Raw genomic sequence first — 18888 nt, 5'->3', positions numbered from 1 at the left:
GGAGTGCGTCGATACGCTCGGAGCGTGAACGAGCTCCTCGACTGGATCCTCGACGTGGTGCAGGCCGTGGACCCGGTGGCCCGCACCCTGCTCGCCGGGGTCGGGATCCTCCTCGAGACGTCCGTGCTCATCGGCCTGGTCGTGCCGGGCGACACGATCGTGCTCGTGGCATCGACCGCCGTGGACGGCGTCGGCCAGTACTTCGCCCTCGTGTTCGCGGTGATCGCCGGGGCCCTCATCGGCGAGAGCATCGGCTTCGGCCTCGGTCGCTGGTTCGGGCCGCACATCCAGCGGTCGCGGGTCGGGCGCCGCATCGGCGAGGAGAACTGGGCGAGGGCGCAGCGCTACCTCGATCGACGCGGCGGACCCGCCGTGTTCATCTCGCGCTTCCTGCCCGTGCTGCACTCCCTCATCCCGCTCACCGTCGGCATGAGCACCATGCGCTACCGCAAGTTCATGGCGTGGACGGTGCCCGCCTGCGTGATCTGGGCCTTCGCCTATGTCTCCGTCGGATCGGCGGCCGCCGGCGGATACCGCGAACTCAGCCGTGACCTGCACTGGGCCGGCTACCTCTTCGTCGCCGTCATCGCAGCATTCCTGCTCGTCGTCTGGGGTGCGAAGAAGCTCATCGTGCGCGTCGAGGCGCGGCACATGGCCGAGGGGCCGGACACCGAAGCATCCGACCCCCCGAGCGCAACGCCCGAGCCCTAGAAGAGCGCCTTGTCGGCGAGCCAGTCGCTCGCGATCTGGTCGGCGGACTCCTGCTCGTTGACACTGAGTGCGTTCAGTGCCACGAGGTCCTCCGCGGTGAGCGCGGCGCTCACCGTGTTGAGGATCTTCGCGATCTTGTCGTCGACCTTCTCGCTCACGACCGGCACGACGTTCGACGCGAGGAAGAGGCCCTCGGGGTCCTCCAGCGTGACCAGGTCATTCGCGGCGATGTTCGGGTCGGCGCTGTAGATGTTCACCATCTGCACCTGGTTGTCGACGAGCGCCTTGAGCGTCAGCGGGCCGCCACTGTCTTCGATGGGCGTGAACGCCACGTCGACGCCGTACACCGACTTCAGTCCCTCGGGTCCATAGGGACGCGTCGCCAGCTCCGAGTTGCCGCCCAACGTGATGGGCGTCGACACGTTCTTCAGGTCGGCGAGGCTCGTCACGTCGTTCTCCTCGGAGAACGTCTTCGTCACGTTGTACGAGTCCTGATCGGTCGCCGGCGACTGGTCGAGCACGCGCAGCCCGTCGGGCAGCGAGGTCTCGAGCTCGGCGTAGACGTCGTCGCTCGTGGTGGCGGCCGTGTCGGGCACGTAGTACTGGAGGAGGTTGCCCGTGTACTCGGGGAACACGTCGATCGAACCGCTCTCGATCTCGGGGATATAGACCTCGCGCTGACCGATGCGGAGGTCGCGCTCGACGGTGTAGCCGTTCTCCTCGAGCGCCTGGGCGTAGAGCTCGGCGATGATCTCGTTCGAGTAGTAGTCCTGCGAGCCGACGACGATCGTCTCGGACGAACCGCCGCCGTCAGAGGATCCGCTGTCCAGCGGATCGCCCGATGAACACCCTGCCAGGGCCACTGTCGCCCCGACCACGACCGCTGCCAGGGCAACGAGCCGGCCTTTTCCTGCTGTGATCATTCCTGATTCCCTTCGGTGATGGGTCGCCCCACGGCCGCCCTGGACCGGGACGGCCCTGGGCGGAGCTCTGCACCTCGCGCCGCCCGCACGCCATGCGGGACGACGAGGCGTTGCGTGATCGCGAACAGGCCGTCGATGGCCAGCGCGAGGATGATGACGAGGATGGAACCGCCGAGCATCTCGGCGTAGTCGCGGGTCTTCAGGCCGGCGAAGATGTAGCGGCCGAGCCCGAAGTCGGCCACGTAGGCGGCGAGCGTGGCCGTCGCGATGATCTGCAGCGTGGCCGAGCGGATGCCGCCGACGACGATCGGCATGCCGAGCGGCAGCTCCACCTTGCCGATGATCTGGTCCTCGCGCATGCCCATCGCACGGGCGGCGTCGATCGTGCGCCGATCCACGGACTCGAGGCCGGCGTAGGCGCCGGCGAGCAGCGGCGGGATCGCGAGGATGACGAGGGCGATGATCGGCGCCTGCAGGCCGATGCCGAGCCAGAGCGCGAACAGGGTGAGCACGCCGAGGGTCGGCAGTGCCCGAAGGCCACCCGAGAGCATCACCGCCGGCTCCTTGCCGCGCCCGGAGTGGCCCACCGCCACTCCGGCGGGCAGGGCGATGAGCGAAGCGATGACGAGGACGACGGCGGAGATCAGCAGGTGTTGTCCGATGCGCTCGGGAATGCTGCCGACGCCCGTCCAGTTCGCGGGATCGAGGATCCAGGCGATGCCGTCGAGGAAGAGGTTCACGCGGCATCCACCCGCTCGACGCGCTCGAACGACCGCCGCCGCTGCGCCGCGTCGGGACGCGACCACGGCATGAGCAGACGCCCGATGCGGACGCAGGCCCAGTCGAGTGCCAGGGCCAGCACGATCGTCGCGACGATGCCCGTGAAGATCTCCGCCTGGATGCCGCGCTGGAACCCGTCGGTGAACAGGCTGCCGAGGCTCTGCACGCCGATCACGGCACCGACGGTGGCAAGGCTCACCGTGCTCACGATGACCACGCGGAGACCGGAGACGAGCACCGGCCCGGCCAGGGGAAGGTCGACGCCCCAGAAGCGGCCGGCCGACGAGTAGCCCATCGCCGTCGCCGACTGGCGCACGTCGGGCTCGACCGAGTCGAAGGCGTCGGCGGCCGTGCGCACGAGCACCGCGATGCCGTACAGCGTGAGGGCGATGACGAGGTTGAGCGGCGACCGCAGGCTCAGGCCCGTGATGGGCGGGAGCGCCACGAACAGCGCGAGCGACGGGATGGCGTAGAGCAGCCCGCAGAGGGACAGGAGCACGCCTCGCGACCACCGGTAGCGGTGCGCGAGCCATCCGATGGGGACCGACGCCACGAAGCTCAGTATGATCGCGGGCACCGACAATGCCAGGTGCACGAGCATGAGCTCGCCGACGAGGTCGAGGTTCGACCAGAGCCAGTTCACGGGGCGAGGACCCCCGCCGGACGTCCGTCGGCGTCGACGACCACTCGGCGTCCGTCGACGTCCGTCAGGTGCAGCGCGCGCTTGCCGCGGTCGGCGCCCACGAAGTCGGCCACGAACGCGTCGGCCGGGCGCGCGAGGATCTCGCTCGGCGAGGCGGCCTGCGAGATCTTCCCGCCGCGCTGCATGATGACCACCTGATCGCCGAGCAGGAACGCCTCGTCGATGTCGTGGGTGACGAAGACCACCGTCTTGCCGAGCTCGCCCTGCAGCCGGAGCAGCTCCTGTTGCAACTCGGCCCGGACGATCGGATCGACCGCGCCGAACGGCTCGTCCATGAGCAGGATGTTCGGGTCCACGGCGAGCCCGCGCGCGACGCCGACCCGCTGCTGCTGACCCCCGGAGAGCTGGCTCGGATATCGGTCGGCGAGCGAACGGTCGAGGCCCACGGTGTCCATGAGCTCCAGCGCGCGATCATAGGCCTGGCGCTTGCCGGTGCCGCGGAGCAGCGGGACGGTGGCGACGTTGTCGATGACGGTGCGGTGCGGGAGGAGGCCCGAGTTCTGCATGACGTAGCCGATACCGCGGCGCAACTGCACCGGATCGACCGTGGCGACGTCGGTGCCGTCGATGAGCACCTGGCCGCCGCTCGGGTCGACCATGCGGTTGATCATCCGAAGGAGCGTCGTCTTGCCCGATCCGGACGACCCGACCAGCACGGTCGTCTTGCGCGGCGGAATCACGATGTCGACGTTCTCGACCGCGACGGTGCCGTCGGGGAACTGCTTGGTGACGCGGCGGAACTCGATCATGGGCTGCCTCACTCGTCTCGGGTCGTCGCCCGGAAGCCGGAGTCCAAGCCAAACATCATTCCCCCGTCAGGGCAACGCGTTGACACTCGGCGCGTCACATGAGGGTCGTGCCGCGCCCGAGCCCGTGGTTCAGGCCGCGGAACTGGCGGCGCGCGCCTCGCCGAGGTGCTCGGCGAGGTAGTCGTGCACGAGGCGCTTCGCCTCGGCGAGGTAGCGGTCGTCGCCGACGGGCTTGCGCTCGAATGCCCGGCTGATGAGCGCGTCGCCGAGCTCGATCGCCACGCCCAGGCGGAAGCGGAGCTCCTCGGCGTCGGCGACCCCGCCGAACTCGGCCTCGATGAGGCTCGCAAGGCGGTGGGCGAACTCGGGCTCGATGTCGCCGTCGGCCGTCTCGCGTCGCCCGGCGTGCACCACGCTGAAGCCGGGCTCGTCACGGTAGAGGGCGGCGAACGCGTCGAGCGAGACGTCGACCACGTCCCACCACGTCGTGAGCGCCGTGCGCTCCATGTCGTCGGCCACTCGCTCACGGAAGCGCCGGATCGACCGCTCGCGCAGTGCGTGGAGCACGGCGACGCGGTCGGGGAAGTAGCGGTAGACGGTGCCGATCGACGCGCCGGCGCGCTCGGCGACCATCTGGGTGGTCAGCCGCTCGAACCCGGTCTCGTCGACGATCTCGGCGGCGGCGTCGAGCAGCGCGTCGAGACGCTGGGTGCTGCGCCGTTGCGTCGGCTCGGTGCGCACCGCGACCCTCCGACTCGGATCGGCCCCCAGGATCAGGTCGACATTCGGCACGGAACCTCCCTCATTTGCGGGGTCCACTCTACCGGCCGGGCCGGCATCCATCCGACCACCGCAAGGCCCGTGTTTCCGGCCGGTCGCGCCCGCGTGACAGACTGAGTGGATGCCGGCGAGTCCCCCAACCCCGGCCGGATCTCGAGAGCACCAGGTCCGGCACCGTGCCGCGCGCCTCGAAGACTGGTTGCACGACATCCGGGAGCGATGGGCGCGCCGACGCGGGCACGTGCCGACCGTGGTGCCCTACACGGGCTACGGGTCCACCGAATGGGTGCGCGTCCTCTGCCGCGTGCTGCTCAGCCGGCCGATCGCGGCCGACGAGCCGTCGAAGCGACGGCGCAAGCGCCGGGAGCAGGGCATCCGGGGTTGGCGGAGCTTCACGAGCGTGCCCGTCGGCGACGTGCCGGTCGTCATCGAGGTCGGCGGTGAGCGCATCGAGGTGCTCGCCGACCGAGGCGGCGTGGTCGACACGCGCGTCCCGGTGTCGCTGGCCCCCGGATGGCACCAGGCGACCCTGCGGACCGAGGGGTCCGAGCCGGTGGAGGCGCCGATCTGGATCGTCGGCCCCGACGTGCACTTCGGCATCATCTCCGACGTCGACGACACCGTGATGGTGACCGCGCTCCCGCGCCCCTTCGTCGCCTTCTGGAACACGTTCGTGCTCGACGAGCACGCGCGCATCCCCACCCCCGGGATGGCGGTGCTGTACGAGCGGCTGGTGCGGGCCCACCCCGGCGCGCCGGTGATCTACCTCTCGACTGGCGCATGGAACGTGGCACCGACCCTGACGCGCTTCCTCTCGCGCAACCTCTACCCCGCCGGGCCGCTCCTGCTCACCGACTGGGGTCCGACGCACGACCGGCTGTTCCGCAGCGGCAGGGCGCACAAGGAGGAGAACCTCCGCCGCCTGGCCGAGGAGTTCCCCGACGTTCGCTGGCTCCTCATCGGCGACGACGGCCAGCACGACGAGGAGCACTACGCGAACTTCGCCGCCGAGCATCCCGGTCGCGTCGCCGCGGTGGCCATCCGCGAACTCTCCACCGGCGAGGCCGTGCTCGCGGGTGGTCGCTCGAAGGCGGAGCAGCACGGGGCCGACGTGCCCTGGGTGTCCGCGAGCGACGGCTCGACACTGGCCGACCGCCTCGGCGAGCACGGACTGCTCTGAGCGATCAGTCGCCGCCGGGCGCCGCGGCATCCGCTCGACCGGAAGACCGGCGGATGCGCGCGAGCCCGCGGTTGACCTGGCGTGCCCAGAGCGGCCCGCGGTAGATGAAGGCCGAGTAGCCCTGCACGAGCGTGGCGCCCGCGTCGATACGGGACTGCACGTCCTCGGCGGTCTCCACCCCGCCCACCGAGATCACGCAGAGGTCCGCGGGCACGTTCGCGCGAACGAGGCGCAGCACCTCCATGGAGCGCGCGGCGAGCGGCGCACCCGAAAGCCCCCCGGCGCCGATCCGCTCGAGCTCGGCCGCGGAGGCAGTGAGCCCGTCGCGGGAGATCGTCGTGTTCGTGGCGATGATCCCGTCGAGGCCCAGGCGCGTCGCCAGCTCGCAGATGCGCACCACCTCGTCGTCGGCAAGGTCGGGGGCGATCTTGACGAGGAGCGGGGTGGTGCCCGCGATCGCCCGTACGGCCTCGAGCAGCGGCGCGAGCGCGTCGAGCTCCTGCAGGCCCCGCAGGCCCGGCGTGTTCGGCGAGCTGACGTTGACGACGAGGTAGTCGGCGAACGGCGCCAGCACGCGGGCGCTCCGTTCGTAGTCGCCCACCGCGTCCTCGACGGCGGTGACCCGGCTCTTGCCGATGTTCACCCCGAGCACGGGACGGTGCGATCGGCGAGAGAGCCGCGACAGGCGGCCGACCGCGGCATCCGCCCCGCCGTTGTTGAAGCCCATGCGGTTCACGAGGGCGCGGTCGCGCACCAGGCGGAACAGCCGGGGCCGCTCGTTGCCGGGCTGGGCGACGGCCGTGATCGTGCCGACCTCGACGTGCCCGAAGCCGAGGTTGCCGAGGCCGCGCACGGCGAACCCGTCCTTGTCGAAGCCGGCGGCGACGCCGAACGGCGACGCGAACGTGCGGCCGAGCGCGCGCACCGCGAGCGACGGATCGGGCCGCGTGGCGAGCTCGACGAGCCGTCCAAACCCGAGCGCCGGCAGCATCCGGATGACCCGGAACGCGAGGTGGTGCGCGTCTTCGGGATCCATGCGGGAGAGGACGAGGGAGAAGAGGAGTCGATACATGCCGGGACTCAGGCTATCGGAGGTGCGCGCATGAGTCCGACGGGGCGACACGACTCCCTCGCTGTCACGCGTCGACGTCGCGGGGCGGCATCCTCACTCGACGGGTCGCGCCGGCAACCGGCCGTGCTCGGCGCGGAGCTGGCCGATCGCCGACTCGAAGTCGTCGAGCGACTCGAACGCCTGGTACACGCTGGCGAAGCGGAGGTAGGCCACCTCGTCGAGCTCGCGCAGCGGCGGCAGGATGGCGAGCCCGATGTCGTTCGCCTCGATCTGCGATGCGCCCGTCGAGCGGATGGTCTCCTCGACCTTCTGCGCGAGCACGGCGAGGTCGGAGTCGGTGACCGGCCTGCCCTGGCAGGCCTTCTTCACGCCCAGCACGACCTTCTCGCGGCTGAACGGCTCGATGACGCCGCTGCGCTTGATCACCGCGAGGCTCGCGGTCTCGGTCGTGGAGAACCGGCGTCCGCACTCGGGGCACTGCCTGCGCCGCCTGATCGAGAGTCCGTCATCACTCGTGCGCGAGTCGATGACGCGGGAATCGGGGTGACGGCAGAACGGACAGTACATGGTGCTCCCAGCCTAGCGGCGGAGCGGCGCCCATCCCCCGCGCTCAGCGCTCGAAGCGCGCCGTGACCGCCTCGCCGTGCGCGGGCAGGTCCTCCTCGGCCGACAGCGCGGCGATGACCGGGGCGACCTCGCGCAACGCACGCTCGTCGTAGCGGACGACCTGCTGCGGGCGCAGGAACGTCGCGGCCGAGAGGCCGGCGGTCGACCTGGCCTGCCCGCCCGTGGGCAGCACGTGGTTGGAGCCCGCGGCGTAGTCGCCGAGGCTCACCGGCGAGTACGGGCCGACGAAGATCGCGCCGGCGTTCTCGATGCGGGCGAGCACGGCGTCGGTGTCGCGCACCTGGATCTCGAGGTGCTCGGGTCCGAACGCGTTCGAGAAGTCGGCTGCGCGCTCGAGGTCGTCGACGAGCACCACGGCCGACTGCACGCCCTCGACGGCCGTGCGCACGCGCGCCGCGTGCTTCGTGGCGGCCACGCGCGCCTCGAGTCGGTCGCGAACGAGGTCGGCGAACTCGGCCGAGTCGGTGACGAGCACGGATGCCGCGAGCTCGTCGTGCTCGGCTTGGCTCACGAGGTCGGCGGCGACGAGGTCGGGATCGGCCGCGTCGTCGGCGATGACGAGGATGTCGGTCGGGCCGGCCTCCGCGTCGATGCCGGTGACGCCCTGCACGAGTCGCTTCGCCGCGGCGACGTACACGTTGCCCGGGCCGGTGACGCGCTGCACGGGATCGAGCCCGATCTCGGGGACGCCGTACGCGAAGGCACCGATGGCGCCCGCGCCGCCCATCGCGTACACCTCGGTGACGCCGAGGAGCGCCGCCGCCGCCGCGATCGTCGGGTGGATGCGGCCGCCGAACTCGGCCTGCGGGGGTGAGGCGAGCGCGATCGACCGCACTCCGGCGACCTGCGCGGGGACGACGTTCATCACGACGCTCGACGGGTAGACCGCCTTGCCGCCCGGCACGTACAGGCCGACGCGGGCCACCGGCTGCCACCGCTGCTCGACGATCGCGCCGTCGGCCAGTTGCGTGCGCTCGGGCGCCGGCACCTGTGCGGCGCTCGCAGCCCGGACGCGGGCGATCGTCGACTCGAGGGCCGAGCGCACGTCGCCCGCGAGCGCGTCGAGGGCGGCCCCGAGCTCTGCCGCCGGCACCCGCACCGCCGCCGGGCGGACTCGGTCGAACCGCTCGGCCTGGTCGAGGAGCGCCGACTCGCCGCGCTCGCGCACGGCGTCGATGAGGGCGCGCGCCGGGTCGAGCGCCGCCGTGACGTCGGTCGCGGCGCGTGGCACGAGGGCGAGCAGTTCGCTCGCCGATGGACGGGTTCCGCGCAAGTCGATGGTTCGCAGCATGAGGCGACCAGCCTACCGAGCGTGGCGAGGGGCGACGTCGGCCACGGTCACACGAGGCAGTTCGGACCGAGGAGGCTCTTGATCTCGCCGTAGAAGTCCGCCGTCACCTTGACGGGGTACGGGAGCTCGAACACCCGCGCGGTGCGGCCCTTCACGAGCTTCAGCCGCACCTCGGTGTCACCGGCATGCCGGATCAGCACGTCGCCGAGGGCCGAGATCGTGTCGGTGGTCGCGCGGATGTCGGGCAGCGAGATGACGACCGGACCCGACTCGTCGCCCTGCCCGAGCTCGGGCGAGAAGACGCTGTAGGCGTGCAGGTTCATGCCGTCGTCGCGAAGGCTCACCCGGCCGCGCACGACCGCGATCGAGTCGGCCTTCAGTCCCGGCGCGAACTCCTGGTACGCCTTGCCCATGAACATGACGGTGATCTCGCCCGAGAAGTCCTCGACCTGGATCATGCCGTACTGGTTGCCGCTCTGGCGTGCGACGCGGTGCTGCACGCTCGTGACGAGACCCGCGATGGTCACGGTGTCGCCGTCCTGCGTGGCATCCGACGACAGGAGCTCGGTGATCGTCGTCGAGGCGTGCTTCGCGAGCGGCACCTCGAGCCCGGCGAGGGGGTGGTCGGAGACGTAGAGCCCGAGCATCTCGCGCTCGAACGCCAGCTTGTCGCGCTTGGCCCACTCGGGCCGGTCGGGTACGAGCGACGGGACCGACTCGCGCTCGTGGTCCTCGAAGAGGCTGTCGAAATCGAAGCCGACGTCGCCGACCTCCTCGGCCCGCTTCTCCTTGACGGCCGACTCGACGGCGCCCTCGTGGATCTCGACGAGCGCCCGCCGCGTGTGGCCGAGCGAGTCGAAGGCGCCCGCCTTCACCAGCGACTCGACGGTGCGCTTGTTCGCGACCTGGATCGGCGACTTCTTCAGGAAGTCGTGGAACGACTCGAACCGGCCCTTCTGCTCGCGAGCGGCGCGGATCGCGTCGACCACGTTGAACCCGACGTTGCGCACGGCGCCGAGCCCGAACCGGATGTCCTCGCCGACCGCCGCGAAGTAGCCGATCGACTCGTTCACGTCGGGCGGCAGCACCTTGATGCCCATGCGGCGGCACTCGTTGAGGTAGAGCGCGAGCTTGTCGCGGGCGTCGCCGACGCTCGTGAGCAGTGCGGCCATGTACTCGGCCGGGTAGTGGGCCTTGAGGTAGGCCGTCCAATAGCTGAGCACGCCGTAGGCGGCGGAGTGCGCCTTGTTGAAGGCGTAGTCGGAGAAGGGCAGGAGGATGTCCCACAGCGTCTTGACCGCGGCATCCGAGAACCCGTTGGCCTTCATGCCCCCCGAGAAGCCCTCGTACTGCTTGTCGAGCTCGGACTTCTTCTTCTTGCCCATCGCGCGCCGGAGGATGTCGGCCTGCCCGAGCGAGAAGCCCGCGACGCGCTGGGCGATCGCCATGACCTGCTCCTGGTAGATGATCAGGCCGTAGCTGGTGTCGAGGATGTCCTTCAGCGGCTCCTCGAGCTCGGGATGGATCGGCGTGATCGGCTGCAGGCCGTTCTTGCGGAGCGCGTAGTTGATGTGCGAGTTCGCGCCCATCGGGCCCGGCCGGTAGAGGGCGATGACGGCCGAGATGTCCTCGAAGTTGTCGGGCTTCATCTGCCGGAGCAGCGAGCGCATCGGTCCGCCGTCGAGCTGGAAGACGCCGAGCGTGTCACCGCGGGAGAGGAGCGCATAGGCCTCGGGGTCGTCGAGCGCGAGGTCTTCGAGCACGGGACGGAAGCCGCGGTTGGCCTCGATGTTGTCGAGCGCGTCGTCGATGATGGTGAGGTTGCGCAGCCCCAGGAAGTCCATCTTGATGAGGCCGAGCGACTCGCATGCGGGGTAGTCGAACTGCGTGACGATCTGGCCGTCCTGCTCCCGCTTCATGATCGGGATGATGTCGATGAGCGGGTCGCTCGACATGATCACGCCGGCCGCGTGCACGCCCCACTGGCGCTTCAGGTTCTCGAGGCCGAGGGCCGTCTCGAAGACCGTCTTCGCCTCGGCGTCGGTCTCGATGATGGCCCGGATGTCACCGGCCTCCTTGTAGCGCGGATGAGCCGAGTCGAGGATGCCCGACAGCGGGATGTCCTTGCCCATGATCGCCGGCGGCATGGCCTTGGTGAGCTTCTCGCCCATGCCGAACGGGAACCCGAGCACGCGGCTCGAGTCCTTCAGCGCCTGCTTGGCCTTGATGGTGCCGTAGGTGACGATCTGCGCGACGCGCTCGTCGCCGTACTTCTCGGTGACGTACTTGATGACCTCGCCGCGACGACGCTCGTCGAAGTCCACGTCGAAGTCGGGCATCGAGACGCGGTCGGGGTTCAGGAACCGCTCGAAGATGAGCCCGTGCTGCAGCGGGTCGAGGTCGGTGATGCGCATCGCGTAGGCGGCCATCGACCCCGCGCCGGAGCCACGACCCGGTCCGACGCGGATGCCGTTGTTCTTCGACCAGTTGATGAAGTCGGCGACGACGAGGAAGTACCCGGGGAAGCCCATCTGCAGGATGACGCCGACCTCGTAGTCGGCCTGCTTGCGCACCTCGCTGGGGATGCCGTCGGGGTAGCGCACGGCGAGCCCGCGGTCCACCTCCTTCACGAACCAGCTCTCCTCGCTCTCGCCCTCGGGCACGGGGAAGCGGGGCATGTAGTTCGCGTTGGTGTTGAACTGCACGTCTGCGCGCTCGGCGATGAGCAGGGTGTTGTCGCACGCCTCGGGGTGGTCGCGGAAGAGGTGCCGCATCTCGGCGGCCGTCTTCAGGTAGAACTCGTCGGCGTCGAACTTGAACCGGTTCGGGTCGTCGAGCGTCGAACCCGACTGCACGCAGAGCAGTGCCGCGTGGCTCTTCGCGTCATGCGCGTGCGTGTAGTGCAGGTCGTTCGTCGCGACCAGCGGCAGGTCGAGCTGCTTCGCGAGCCGCAGCAGGTCCTCCATGATGCGGGTCTCGATGCCGAGCCCGTGGTCCATGATCTCGGCGAAGTAGTTCTCCTTCCCGAAGATGTCGCGGTACTCGGATGCCGCGCGCACGGCCTCGTCGTACTGCCCGAGCCGCAGGCGGGTCTGCACCTCCCCGGAGGGGCATCCGGTCGTGGCGATGAGGCCCGTCGAGTACGTCTCGAGCAGCTCGCGGTCCATGCGCGGCTTGAAGTAGTAGCCCTCGATCGAGGCGCGGCTCGAGAGCCGGAAGAGGTTGTGCATGCCCTCGGTCGTCTCGGACAGCAGGGTCATGTGCGTGTAGGCGCCCGAGCCCGAGACGTCGTCGCCGCCGCCGTTCCCCCATCGCACCCGGGTCTTGTCGCCGCGGTGCGTGCCCGGCGTGATGTAGGCCTCGGTGCCGATGATCGGCTTGATGCCGGCGTCGGTGGCCTGCTTCCAGAAGTCGTAGGCGCCGAACACGTTGCCGTGGTCGGTGACCGCCACGGCGGGCATGCCCTCGCCCTGCGCCGCCTTGATGAGCTCCCCCACCCGGGCGGCGCCGTCGAGCATCGAGTACTCGCTGTGCACGTGGAGGTGGACGAAGGAATCGGCGGCCACTGGGCTCCTCTTCGGGGTGCTGCGAGTCGGTTCTGGGGGTGTTCGAATTCTACGGCCGGCCACCCACGCCGGGGACCGGACGCGCCCGCTCAGTCCCCGCGGAGCAGTTCGAGCGCGTGGGAGAGATCGGCGGGGTACTCCGACTCGAACGTCGTCCAGGAGCCCGTGCCGGGATGCGTCAGCGACAGCTGCCTGGCATGGAGCCACTGGCGGGTGAGGCCGAGTCGCGCCGACAGCGTCGGATCGGCTCCGTACATCGCATCTCCGGCGCACGGATGCCGCTGCGCCGCCATGTGCACGCGGATCTGGTGCGTGCGCCCCGTCTCGAGGTGCACCTCGAGCAGCGACGCGTACGGGAAGGCCTCGATCGTCTCGTAGTGGGTCACCGCGTGCTTGCCGTCGGCGGTCACGGCGAACTTCCACTCCGACCGCGGATGCCGCCCGACTGGTGCGTCGATCGTGCCCGCGAGCGGGTCGGGATGACCCTGCACCACGGTGTGGTAGATCTTCTCGACCTCCCGGTCGTGGAACTGGCGCTTCAGCTCGGTGTACGCCCGCTCGGACTTCGCGACGACCATGAGGCCGCTCGTGCCCGCGTCGAGCCGGTGCACGACACCCTGGCGCTCGGGCGCGCCCGAGGTGGAGATGCGGAACCCCGCGGCGGCGAGGGCGCCCACGACCGTGGGACCGTTCCAGCCGAGCGACGGATGCGCGGCGACCCCCGCGGGCTTGTCGACCACCACGAGGTCGTCGTCGTCGTGCACGATGCCGAGGTCGGGCACGGGGATCGCCTCGACCTGCACCGTGCGCGGCGGCTCCCAGCTCACCTCGAGCCAGCCCCCCGCGCGCAGCCGGTCGGACTTGTCGACGGATGCCCCGTCGAGCACCGCCCCGCCCGACCCGGCGATCTCCGCCGCCTGCGTACGGGAGAAGCCGAGGAGCTTCGCGAGGCCCTGGTCGACGCGCACGCCGTCGAGCCCGTCGGGCACGGGGAACGAGCGGTGCTCCATGCTCAGGACTCGGCCGCGAGCGGCGCACCCACGCGAGGCGTCGTGGTGCCCTCGCCGGTCGCCGGGGCGCCGTTCGCCCCATCGGCCGTGGCGGCGCCTGGAGCGGCGGGCGCGGCGGGTTCCGCGTCCGCAACGGGATCGCCGCCGGCCTCGGCCGTGGCATCCGCTCGCCTCGACTCGCGAGAGCCGTCGAGGCCGACGCCGCGGATCGTCAGGATCATGAACAGCACCATGCTCGAGACGATCGCCATGTCGGCGACGTTGTAGATCGCGGGGATCAGCCACGGCGTCGAGATGAAGTCGACGACATGTCCGAGGCCGAAGCTCGGCTCGCGGAGGAGCCGGTCCGTGAGGTTGCCGAGCACCCCGCCGAGCAGCAGCGCGAACACGAGCGCCCATGCGACCGAGCGGATGCGCCGCGCGAACCAGATGATGAACGTGATCACGCCCGCGGCGAGGATCGTGAAGATCCAGGTCATGCCGCTGGCGAGCGAGAAGGCCGCACCGGGGTTCCGCACGAACTGCCACTGCAGCACGGTGCCGAGCACCGGCACGACCTCACCCTCGGTGAGGTTCGTGACGACGAGGTACTTGCTCAGCTGGTCGAGGCCGTACACCGCGAGGGCGCCGCCGACCAGGATGAGGAGTGCAGTGGTGGTGCCGACCTTCGCGGCCCGCTCAGCCGCCAAAGCCCTGGAAGGTCGGTGCCGGCGTCTGGTCGCCCGCGCTCACCGGGGCGGAGAAGCCCTGGTTGCCCGAGACCTGCACCGGCGCTGCGGTGTCGAGCTCGCGCAGCTGGCCCTCGATGTAGCTCTTCAGCTTGAGACGGTAGTCGCGCTCGAAGATGCGGAGCTCGTCGACGCGCTTCTCGAGCGCGATGCGCTCCTGGTCGAGGATGCCCATCTGCTGGCGCTGCTTCGCCTCGGCCTCGGCCACGACGCGCGCGGCGGTGGCGTGACCCTCGGCGATCAGCGCGTCGCGCTTCTCGATGCCCTCGCGGACATGCTCCTCGTGGAGGCGGCGCGCGAGCTGGAGCAGGTTCGTCGTGGACGTCTGCTCGTCGAGCTCGGACTGCGTCTGCACGGGTGCCTGCGTCGGCACGGCGACCGTGGGAGGCGGCGCGGCCGGCTCCGTGTAGACCGCGGCGGGGGCCGGCGCGGCGGGGGCGGCCTTGCCGGCCTCCGCAGCACGGGACTCGGCCGCGGACAGACGCTGGCGCAGCTCCTCGTTCTCCTGGTTCAGTCGGCGCAGTTCGACGACCACCTCGTCGAGGAAGTCGTCGACCTCGTCCTGGTCGTAGCCCTCCCGGAACTTCGTCGCCTGGAAGCGCTTGTTGACCACATCTTCCGGAGTTAGCGCCATGGCTTCCCACCCTCAAATCTGTCGAGCTGTTCGAACGTTCTGCTAACGGTAGCAAAGACCTCCACGCGACCGCAGTGCCGAACGTCACGGCCCGCCACCTCGCAGGAGATCATCAGGCGGATGCCGCGGCGCCCGCCGCCAGCCAGGACACCACGGTCATGGCGACGATGACCAGCAGCATCGCCAGACTCCACCCGAGATCGAGTGCGACCTGGCCGATGCGGATCGGCGGCACGATCCGCCGGAAGAAGCGCACGGGCGGATCCGTGACGCTGTACACCGTCTCGACGACGACGAGCCAGGCGCCGCGCGGCCTCCACGAGCGGTTGAACGTGCGGACGAGGTCCAGCACGAACCTCGCCCACATCACGAAGAAGTAGACGAGGAGCAGCGTGTAGAGGATGTTCCAGACGACGGCCAGTGCGCCCACGGCGGCTACGCGTGCGTGAAGAACGACGCGTCGACGTCGCCTTCGGCCTCGCCGGCCTCGCCCGAGACGACGACGTGCGCCGGCGAGAGCAGGAACACCTTGCTCGTGACGCGCTCGATCTTGCCGTAGAGCCCCTGGGACAGGCCGCTCGCGAAATCGATCAGGCGACGCGCGTCGCCATCCGACATCTGCGAGAGGTTGATGATCACGGGGACTCCCTCGCGGAAGGATTCGGCGATCACCTGCGCGTCACGGTACTGACGCGGGTGCACGGTGAGGATCTCGTTCATCTCCGCCTGCGGTGTAGTCGGTTGGACCTGGTGCTTCCGGAGCGGCGTGACGGCCGCTCCGGTCTTCGGGGCGGCAGGAGCCGCGTGCACGATGGGTGCAGCGGGCGCCGGAGCCTGCGGGGCCTCCTGCTCGAACTCCTCATCGGCGAGTCCGAGGTAGACCATGGTCTTCTTGAGCGGGTTGGACATCGCTGCCTCCGTCTGTGTTCCGTCTGTTCGAGGCTAACCGGCGTCCGGCCGATTCCCGGTGATTGCGGTGCCGATCCGCAGGTGTGTCGCGCCCTCCAAGATCGCCTCACGGAAATCGTGCGACATCCCCATGGACAACGCCTGTGCGTCGGGTGCCAGGTTTTGCACCCGCTCGGAGAGCAGGTGCATCCGTGCGAACGCCGGACGGGGCGGCTCGCCGAGCGGCGCCACGGCCATCAGTCCCCGCAGGCGCAGGCCTGGAGTCGCGAGCACCTGCTCCGCCAGCCGGTCGACCTCGTCGGGCTGCACGCCGCCGCGACCGGGGTCGTCGGTGAGGTTGACCTGCACGAACGCGTCGATGGTCGCGGCATCCGATCGAAGGGCGTCGACGAGCGACGCGCGGTCGACGGAATGGATCGCCGTGGCATACCCGCGGACCTGCCTGGCCTTCTTGCTCTGCAGCTGCCCGACGAAGTGCCACCGGACTCCGAGGGAGGCGAGCTCTGCGGCCTTCGCCTGCGCCTCCTGGTGCCGGTTCTCGCCGAAGTCCTCGACGCCGAGCGCGGCGAGCTCCGCCACGAGCGACGCCGGCTGGAACTTCGTCACCACGATGGTCGTGATCTCGTTCGGATGCCGTCCGGCGTCGCGCGCGGCATCCGCGATGCTGCCTCGGACGGACGCGAGTCGGTCGGCGAGCTCGCTCATCTGCTCCCCCGTTCGGCCGACACGGCCCGGCTCACTTCAGGAAGTCGGGGATGTCGAGGTCGTCGCCGTCATCGTCGAACGCGGGGTCGGAGACGATCTGGTCGGCAGCGGCCGGCGACGCCTCGCCCCAGTTCGCCGTCTCGACGAGCTCGTCGATGTCGATCTCGCCGATCGCCTCGGACACGGCCTCGGCGCCCGGACCGCCGAGCGACGACCCGCCGACCGCCGCGCCGACGCCCACGGCCGCGGGCACGAAGTTCGTGCGCCGCGCCTCGACGGGCTGCTTGGCGTTCGGCTCACCGCCGTCGAAGCCCGCGGCGATGACGGTGACGCGCACCTCGTCGCCGAGGGTGTCGTCGATGACGGCGCCGAAGATGATGTTGGCCTCGGGGTGCACGGCCTCCTGCACGAGGCGGGCCGCGTCGTTGATCTCGAAGATGCCGAGGTTCGAGCCGCCCTGGATGGAGAGGAGCACGCCGTGGGCGCCGTCGATCGACGCCTCGAGCAGCGGGCTCGCGACGGCCAGCTCGGCCGCCTTGATCGCGCGATCGGCGCCGCGCGACGAGCCGATGCCCATGAGCGCCGATCCGGCGCCCTGCATGACCGACTTCACGTCGGCGAAGTCCAGGTTGATGAGGCCCGGCGTGGTGATCAGGTCGGTGATGCCCTGGACACCGGCGAGGAGCACCTGGTCGGCCGTCGCGAACGCCTCGAGCATCGAGATGCCGCGGTCGCTGATCTCGAGCAACCGGTCGTTCGGCACGACGATGAGGGTGTCGACCTCCTCCTTCAGGCGTGCGACGCCCTGCTCCGCCTGCGTCTGGCGGCGCTTGCCCTCGAATCCGAACGGCTTCGTGACGACACCGATGGTGAGGGCGCCGATCGACTTCGCGATGCGCGCGACGACGGGCGCGCCGCCCGTGCCGGTGCCGCCGCCCTCGCCCGCGGTCACGAAGACCATGTCGGCGCCGGCCAGCGCCTCCTCGATCTCCTCGGCGTGATCCTCCGCGGCGCGGCGACCGACCTCGGGGTCGGCACCCGCGCCGAGGCCACGGGTCAGATCTCGGCCGACGTCGAGCTTGACGTCGGCATCGCTCATCAGCAGTGCCTGGGCATCGGTGTTGATCGCGATGAACTCGACGCCGCGCAGGCCGAGCTCGATCATGCGGTTGACGGCGTTGACGCCACCGCCGCCGATGCCGACGACCTTGATGACGGCGAGGTAGTTCTGGTTAGACGACATGTCCGGCCCTCCGTGCGAACTCTGAACCCTGAACCTCAAGTCGAAGGTTAAAGTCTTGCTGAGTATGCAATTCCTGACTCGACGGTAGGTGCCCGCCGCGCCCCGCTCCGCAAGGCGCCCCCGCGTGTCGCGAACCGCCGCCAGGATTGGCGCCGAGCGCCGCCGCGCCGCACGGTGCGTCGAGCCCGGACGTCACTCGGTCACGGGGCTCGTGGGTGCCGAGACGTCGTACAACGCCACCGTGTCGGGCGGCGCCGCGCGCATCAGCCCGGCGAGCACGTCGGCCTTCAGCACCGAGTCCTCGGCACTCCCCCAGACCACGCTCGCGCCGCCCCCCAGCTCGAGCCGCACGTCGTCGGCCGTCGCCGCCGTCGCACGGGTCAGCTGTCCGCGGACCTCGGCCGGAAGGCTGCGCACGACCGAGGCGACGGCACGGAAGCCCTCGTCGGCGATGCCGCCGTCGACCTCGATGAGCGGCTGGCCGGCGGGCACCGTCTCGGGCCGGTCGATGACCACGCCGGCGGCATCCACCAGTTCGAGGCCCGACCCCGTGTCGATCACGCCGACCGGGGTCCGCTCGACGATGCGCACGACGAGCGTGCCCGGCGGGATCGTCTCGGTCACGTAGGTCTCGATGAGCGGGAATCGCGCGAGCGCCGCCTGCACGTCGCCGGAGTCGATGAGCGGGAGCGGGGTTCCCATCACTCCGGCGAACGCGGCCTGCACGTCGGCGGCGGGGATGCGCTGCGCACCCTCGACGCGCACGTCGCGCAGCGCCATGAGCGGCGAGTAGGCGCCCACGCCGATGACCGCCACGAGTGCGAGGACCGCGCCCGTGACGACCGCCCACGTGATGCGGCGTCGGCGCGACCGCTTCGTGAAACGGCGTACCTCCTGGCGCTCGTAGCGCCGGCGTTCCCGGGCCGCCGCGGCGATGGCGCGCTTCGAGGCGCGCGCGTCGGCGGGCGAATCGGTCGGCAGGTCGATCGGAACGACGTCGGATGCCGCGGGCGACGTCGGAGCGATCGTGTCTCCCGGCGATCCGGCGGTGGGCCCGGCGACCACGGGGATCGGCTCGGTCGCCACCCGGTCGCGGTCGGCCGGCCGGGAGGCGGTGGCCACCGGGGCATCCGCCGACGAGGCACCGGCGCTCGCGGCATCCACCGACCGACGCGCGTCGGTCCGGGCATCCCCCGCCGACGGCGCAGCGGCCTGCGCACGTGCGGTCGCCCGCGGTGCGGGCGGCCGGTCGAAGCCCTGGGGCCGCTTCACGCGCG

At 70.5% G+C, this 18888-nt stretch carries 19 protein-coding genes; 2 read left to right on the top strand and 17 right to left on the bottom strand.

Annotated features, from left to right (window positions below):
* The first annotated feature begins 24 nt into the window (after window positions 1-24).
* Window positions 25-711 (top strand): DedA family protein, encoded by a 687-nt coding sequence (locus J2X63_RS13790; protein ID WP_309978215.1) that lies wholly within the window; start codon window positions 25-27, stop codon window positions 709-711.
* On the opposite strand, the gene J2X63_RS13785 is transcribed toward J2X63_RS13790, so the two are convergent.
* The 5 genes from J2X63_RS13785 to J2X63_RS13765 all read right to left on the bottom strand — a co-directional run bounded on the left by J2X63_RS13785 (window position 708) and on the right by J2X63_RS13765 (window position 4658).
* Window positions 708-1634 carry an ABC transporter substrate-binding protein gene (locus J2X63_RS13785; protein ID WP_309978213.1) on the bottom strand — a complete coding sequence of 309 codons (927 nt, stop codon included), beginning with the start codon at window positions 1632-1634 and terminating at the stop codon, window positions 708-710. The two genes, J2X63_RS13790 and J2X63_RS13785, sit on opposite strands and share 4 nt — an antisense overlap.
* A complete protein-coding gene (locus tag J2X63_RS13780) occupies window positions 1631-2374 on the bottom strand; it encodes an ABC transporter permease (RefSeq protein ID WP_309978211.1) in 744 nt (247 codons plus the stop codon). Before J2X63_RS13780 ends, J2X63_RS13785 begins: the two co-directional genes overlap by 4 nt.
* The gene (locus J2X63_RS13775) at window positions 2371-3057 is read right to left on the bottom strand and encodes an ABC transporter permease (protein WP_309978210.1); all 687 of its coding nucleotides are present in this window, start codon (window positions 3055-3057) and stop codon (window positions 2371-2373) included. The genes J2X63_RS13780 and J2X63_RS13775 overlap by 4 nt, the downstream gene beginning before the upstream one ends.
* Complete coding sequence (locus J2X63_RS13770) at window positions 3054-3866, bottom strand: ATP-binding cassette domain-containing protein (protein ID WP_309978208.1); 813 nt, start codon at window positions 3864-3866, stop codon at window positions 3054-3056. The genes J2X63_RS13775 and J2X63_RS13770 overlap by 4 nt, the downstream gene beginning before the upstream one ends.
* A 129-nt stretch (window positions 3867-3995) precedes the next feature.
* On the bottom strand, window positions 3996-4658 hold the full coding sequence (locus tag J2X63_RS13765; RefSeq protein WP_309978206.1) for a TetR/AcrR family transcriptional regulator: 663 nt from the start codon (window positions 4656-4658) through the stop codon (window positions 3996-3998).
* A 109-nt stretch (window positions 4659-4767) separates the two neighbouring features.
* Between J2X63_RS13765 and J2X63_RS13760 the strand changes: the two genes are divergently transcribed.
* Window positions 4768-5826 carry a phosphatase domain-containing protein gene (locus J2X63_RS13760; RefSeq protein WP_309978205.1) on the top strand — a complete coding sequence of 353 codons (1059 nt, stop codon included), beginning with the start codon at window positions 4768-4770 and terminating at the stop codon, window positions 5824-5826.
* A gap of 4 nt (window positions 5827-5830) precedes the next feature.
* Here J2X63_RS13760 and J2X63_RS13755 read toward each other — a convergent pair whose 3' ends face one another.
* From J2X63_RS13755 to J2X63_RS13700, 12 genes are all read right to left on the bottom strand, one after another.
* The gene (locus J2X63_RS13755; protein WP_309978203.1) at window positions 5831-6898 is read right to left on the bottom strand and encodes a quinone-dependent dihydroorotate dehydrogenase; all 1068 of its coding nucleotides are present in this window, start codon (window positions 6896-6898) and stop codon (window positions 5831-5833) included.
* A 93-nt stretch (window positions 6899-6991) separates the two neighbouring features.
* On the bottom strand, window positions 6992-7465 hold the full coding sequence (nrdR, locus tag J2X63_RS13750; RefSeq protein WP_159602337.1) for a transcriptional regulator NrdR: 474 nt from the start codon (window positions 7463-7465) through the stop codon (window positions 6992-6994).
* Between the two features lie 43 nt (window positions 7466-7508).
* Window positions 7509-8816 (bottom strand): histidinol dehydrogenase, encoded by a 1308-nt coding sequence (gene hisD, locus J2X63_RS13745; RefSeq protein WP_309978200.1) that lies wholly within the window; start codon window positions 8814-8816, stop codon window positions 7509-7511.
* A gap of 47 nt (window positions 8817-8863) precedes the next feature.
* Window positions 8864-12334 (bottom strand): DNA polymerase III subunit alpha, encoded by a 3471-nt coding sequence (dnaE, locus tag J2X63_RS13740; protein WP_396133177.1) that lies wholly within the window; start codon window positions 12332-12334, stop codon window positions 8864-8866.
* 137 nt (window positions 12335-12471) lie between these two features.
* The gene (locus tag J2X63_RS13735) at window positions 12472-13392 is read right to left on the bottom strand and encodes an RluA family pseudouridine synthase (protein WP_309978197.1); all 921 of its coding nucleotides are present in this window, start codon (window positions 13390-13392) and stop codon (window positions 12472-12474) included.
* 2 nt (window positions 13393-13394) lie between these two features.
* Window positions 13395-14081 carry a signal peptidase II gene (gene lspA, locus J2X63_RS13730; protein WP_309978195.1) on the bottom strand — a complete coding sequence of 229 codons (687 nt, stop codon included), beginning with the start codon at window positions 14079-14081 and terminating at the stop codon, window positions 13395-13397.
* Window positions 14071-14754, bottom strand: a complete 684-nt coding sequence (locus tag J2X63_RS13725; RefSeq protein WP_309978193.1) for a DivIVA domain-containing protein — start codon at window positions 14752-14754, stop codon at window positions 14071-14073. Before J2X63_RS13725 ends, lspA begins: the two co-directional genes overlap by 11 nt.
* A 112-nt stretch (window positions 14755-14866) precedes the next feature.
* On the bottom strand, window positions 14867-15184 hold the full coding sequence (locus tag J2X63_RS13720; protein WP_309978191.1) for a YggT family protein: 318 nt from the start codon (window positions 15182-15184) through the stop codon (window positions 14867-14869).
* Between the two features lie 5 nt (window positions 15185-15189).
* Window positions 15190-15663: a cell division protein SepF gene (locus J2X63_RS13715; protein ID WP_159605689.1), complete on the bottom strand. Its 474-nt coding sequence runs from the start codon at window positions 15661-15663 to the stop codon at window positions 15190-15192.
* A 33-nt stretch (window positions 15664-15696) separates the two neighbouring features.
* The gene (locus J2X63_RS13710; protein WP_309978187.1) at window positions 15697-16368 is read right to left on the bottom strand and encodes a YggS family pyridoxal phosphate-dependent enzyme; all 672 of its coding nucleotides are present in this window, start codon (window positions 16366-16368) and stop codon (window positions 15697-15699) included.
* Window positions 16369-16399: 31 nt separating this feature from the next.
* Window positions 16400-17611: a cell division protein FtsZ gene (gene ftsZ, locus J2X63_RS13705; protein ID WP_309978185.1), complete on the bottom strand. Its 1212-nt coding sequence runs from the start codon at window positions 17609-17611 to the stop codon at window positions 16400-16402.
* Window positions 17612-17803: 192 nt separating this feature from the next.
* A complete protein-coding gene (locus tag J2X63_RS13700) occupies window positions 17804-18883 on the bottom strand; it encodes an FtsQ-type POTRA domain-containing protein (RefSeq protein WP_309978182.1) in 1080 nt (359 codons plus the stop codon).
* Window positions 18884-18888 lie beyond the last annotated feature (5 nt).

It is taken from the genome of Agromyces sp. 3263 (assembly GCF_031456545.1).
Classification (GTDB): domain Bacteria; phylum Actinomycetota; class Actinomycetes; order Actinomycetales; family Microbacteriaceae; genus Agromyces.
The sequence above is the reverse complement of the archived record's forward strand: the minus strand, read 5'-3'. Positions and strand labels throughout refer to the sequence as shown.

Bases quoted from the DNA above. Each gene is read 5' to 3' on its own strand.
- J2X63_RS13785 (WP_309978213.1), bottom strand. From the start codon at position 1,634: ATGATCACAGCAGGAAAAGGCCGGCTCGTTGCCCTGGCAGCGGTCGTG.
- J2X63_RS13770 (WP_309978208.1), bottom strand. From the start codon at position 3,866: ATGATCGAGTTCCGCCGCGTCACCAAGCAGTTCCCCGACGGCACCGTC.
- J2X63_RS13760 (WP_309978205.1), top strand. From the start codon at position 4,768: ATGCCGGCGAGTCCCCCAACCCCGGCCGGATCTCGAGAGCACCAGGTC.
- J2X63_RS13755 (WP_309978203.1), bottom strand. From the start codon at position 6,898: ATGTATCGACTCCTCTTCTCCCTCGTCCTCTCCCGCATGGATCCCGAA.
- nrdR (WP_159602337.1), bottom strand. From the start codon at position 7,465: ATGTACTGTCCGTTCTGCCGTCACCCCGATTCCCGCGTCATCGACTCG.
- hisD (WP_309978200.1), bottom strand. From the start codon at position 8,816: ATGCTGCGAACCATCGACTTGCGCGGAACCCGTCCATCGGCGAGCGAA.
- dnaE (WP_396133177.1), bottom strand. From the start codon at position 12,334: ATGCTCGACGGCGCCGCCCGGGTGGGGGAGCTCATCAAGGCGGCGCAG.
- J2X63_RS13735 (WP_309978197.1), bottom strand. From the start codon at position 13,392: ATGGAGCACCGCTCGTTCCCCGTGCCCGACGGGCTCGACGGCGTGCGC.
- J2X63_RS13725 (WP_309978193.1), bottom strand. From the start codon at position 14,754: ATGGCGCTAACTCCGGAAGATGTGGTCAACAAGCGCTTCCAGGCGACG.
- J2X63_RS13715 (WP_159605689.1), bottom strand. From the start codon at position 15,663: ATGTCCAACCCGCTCAAGAAGACCATGGTCTACCTCGGACTCGCCGAT.
- J2X63_RS13710 (WP_309978187.1), bottom strand. From the start codon at position 16,368: ATGAGCGAGCTCGCCGACCGACTCGCGTCCGTCCGAGGCAGCATCGCG.
- ftsZ (WP_309978185.1), bottom strand. From the start codon at position 17,611: ATGTCGTCTAACCAGAACTACCTCGCCGTCATCAAGGTCGTCGGCATC.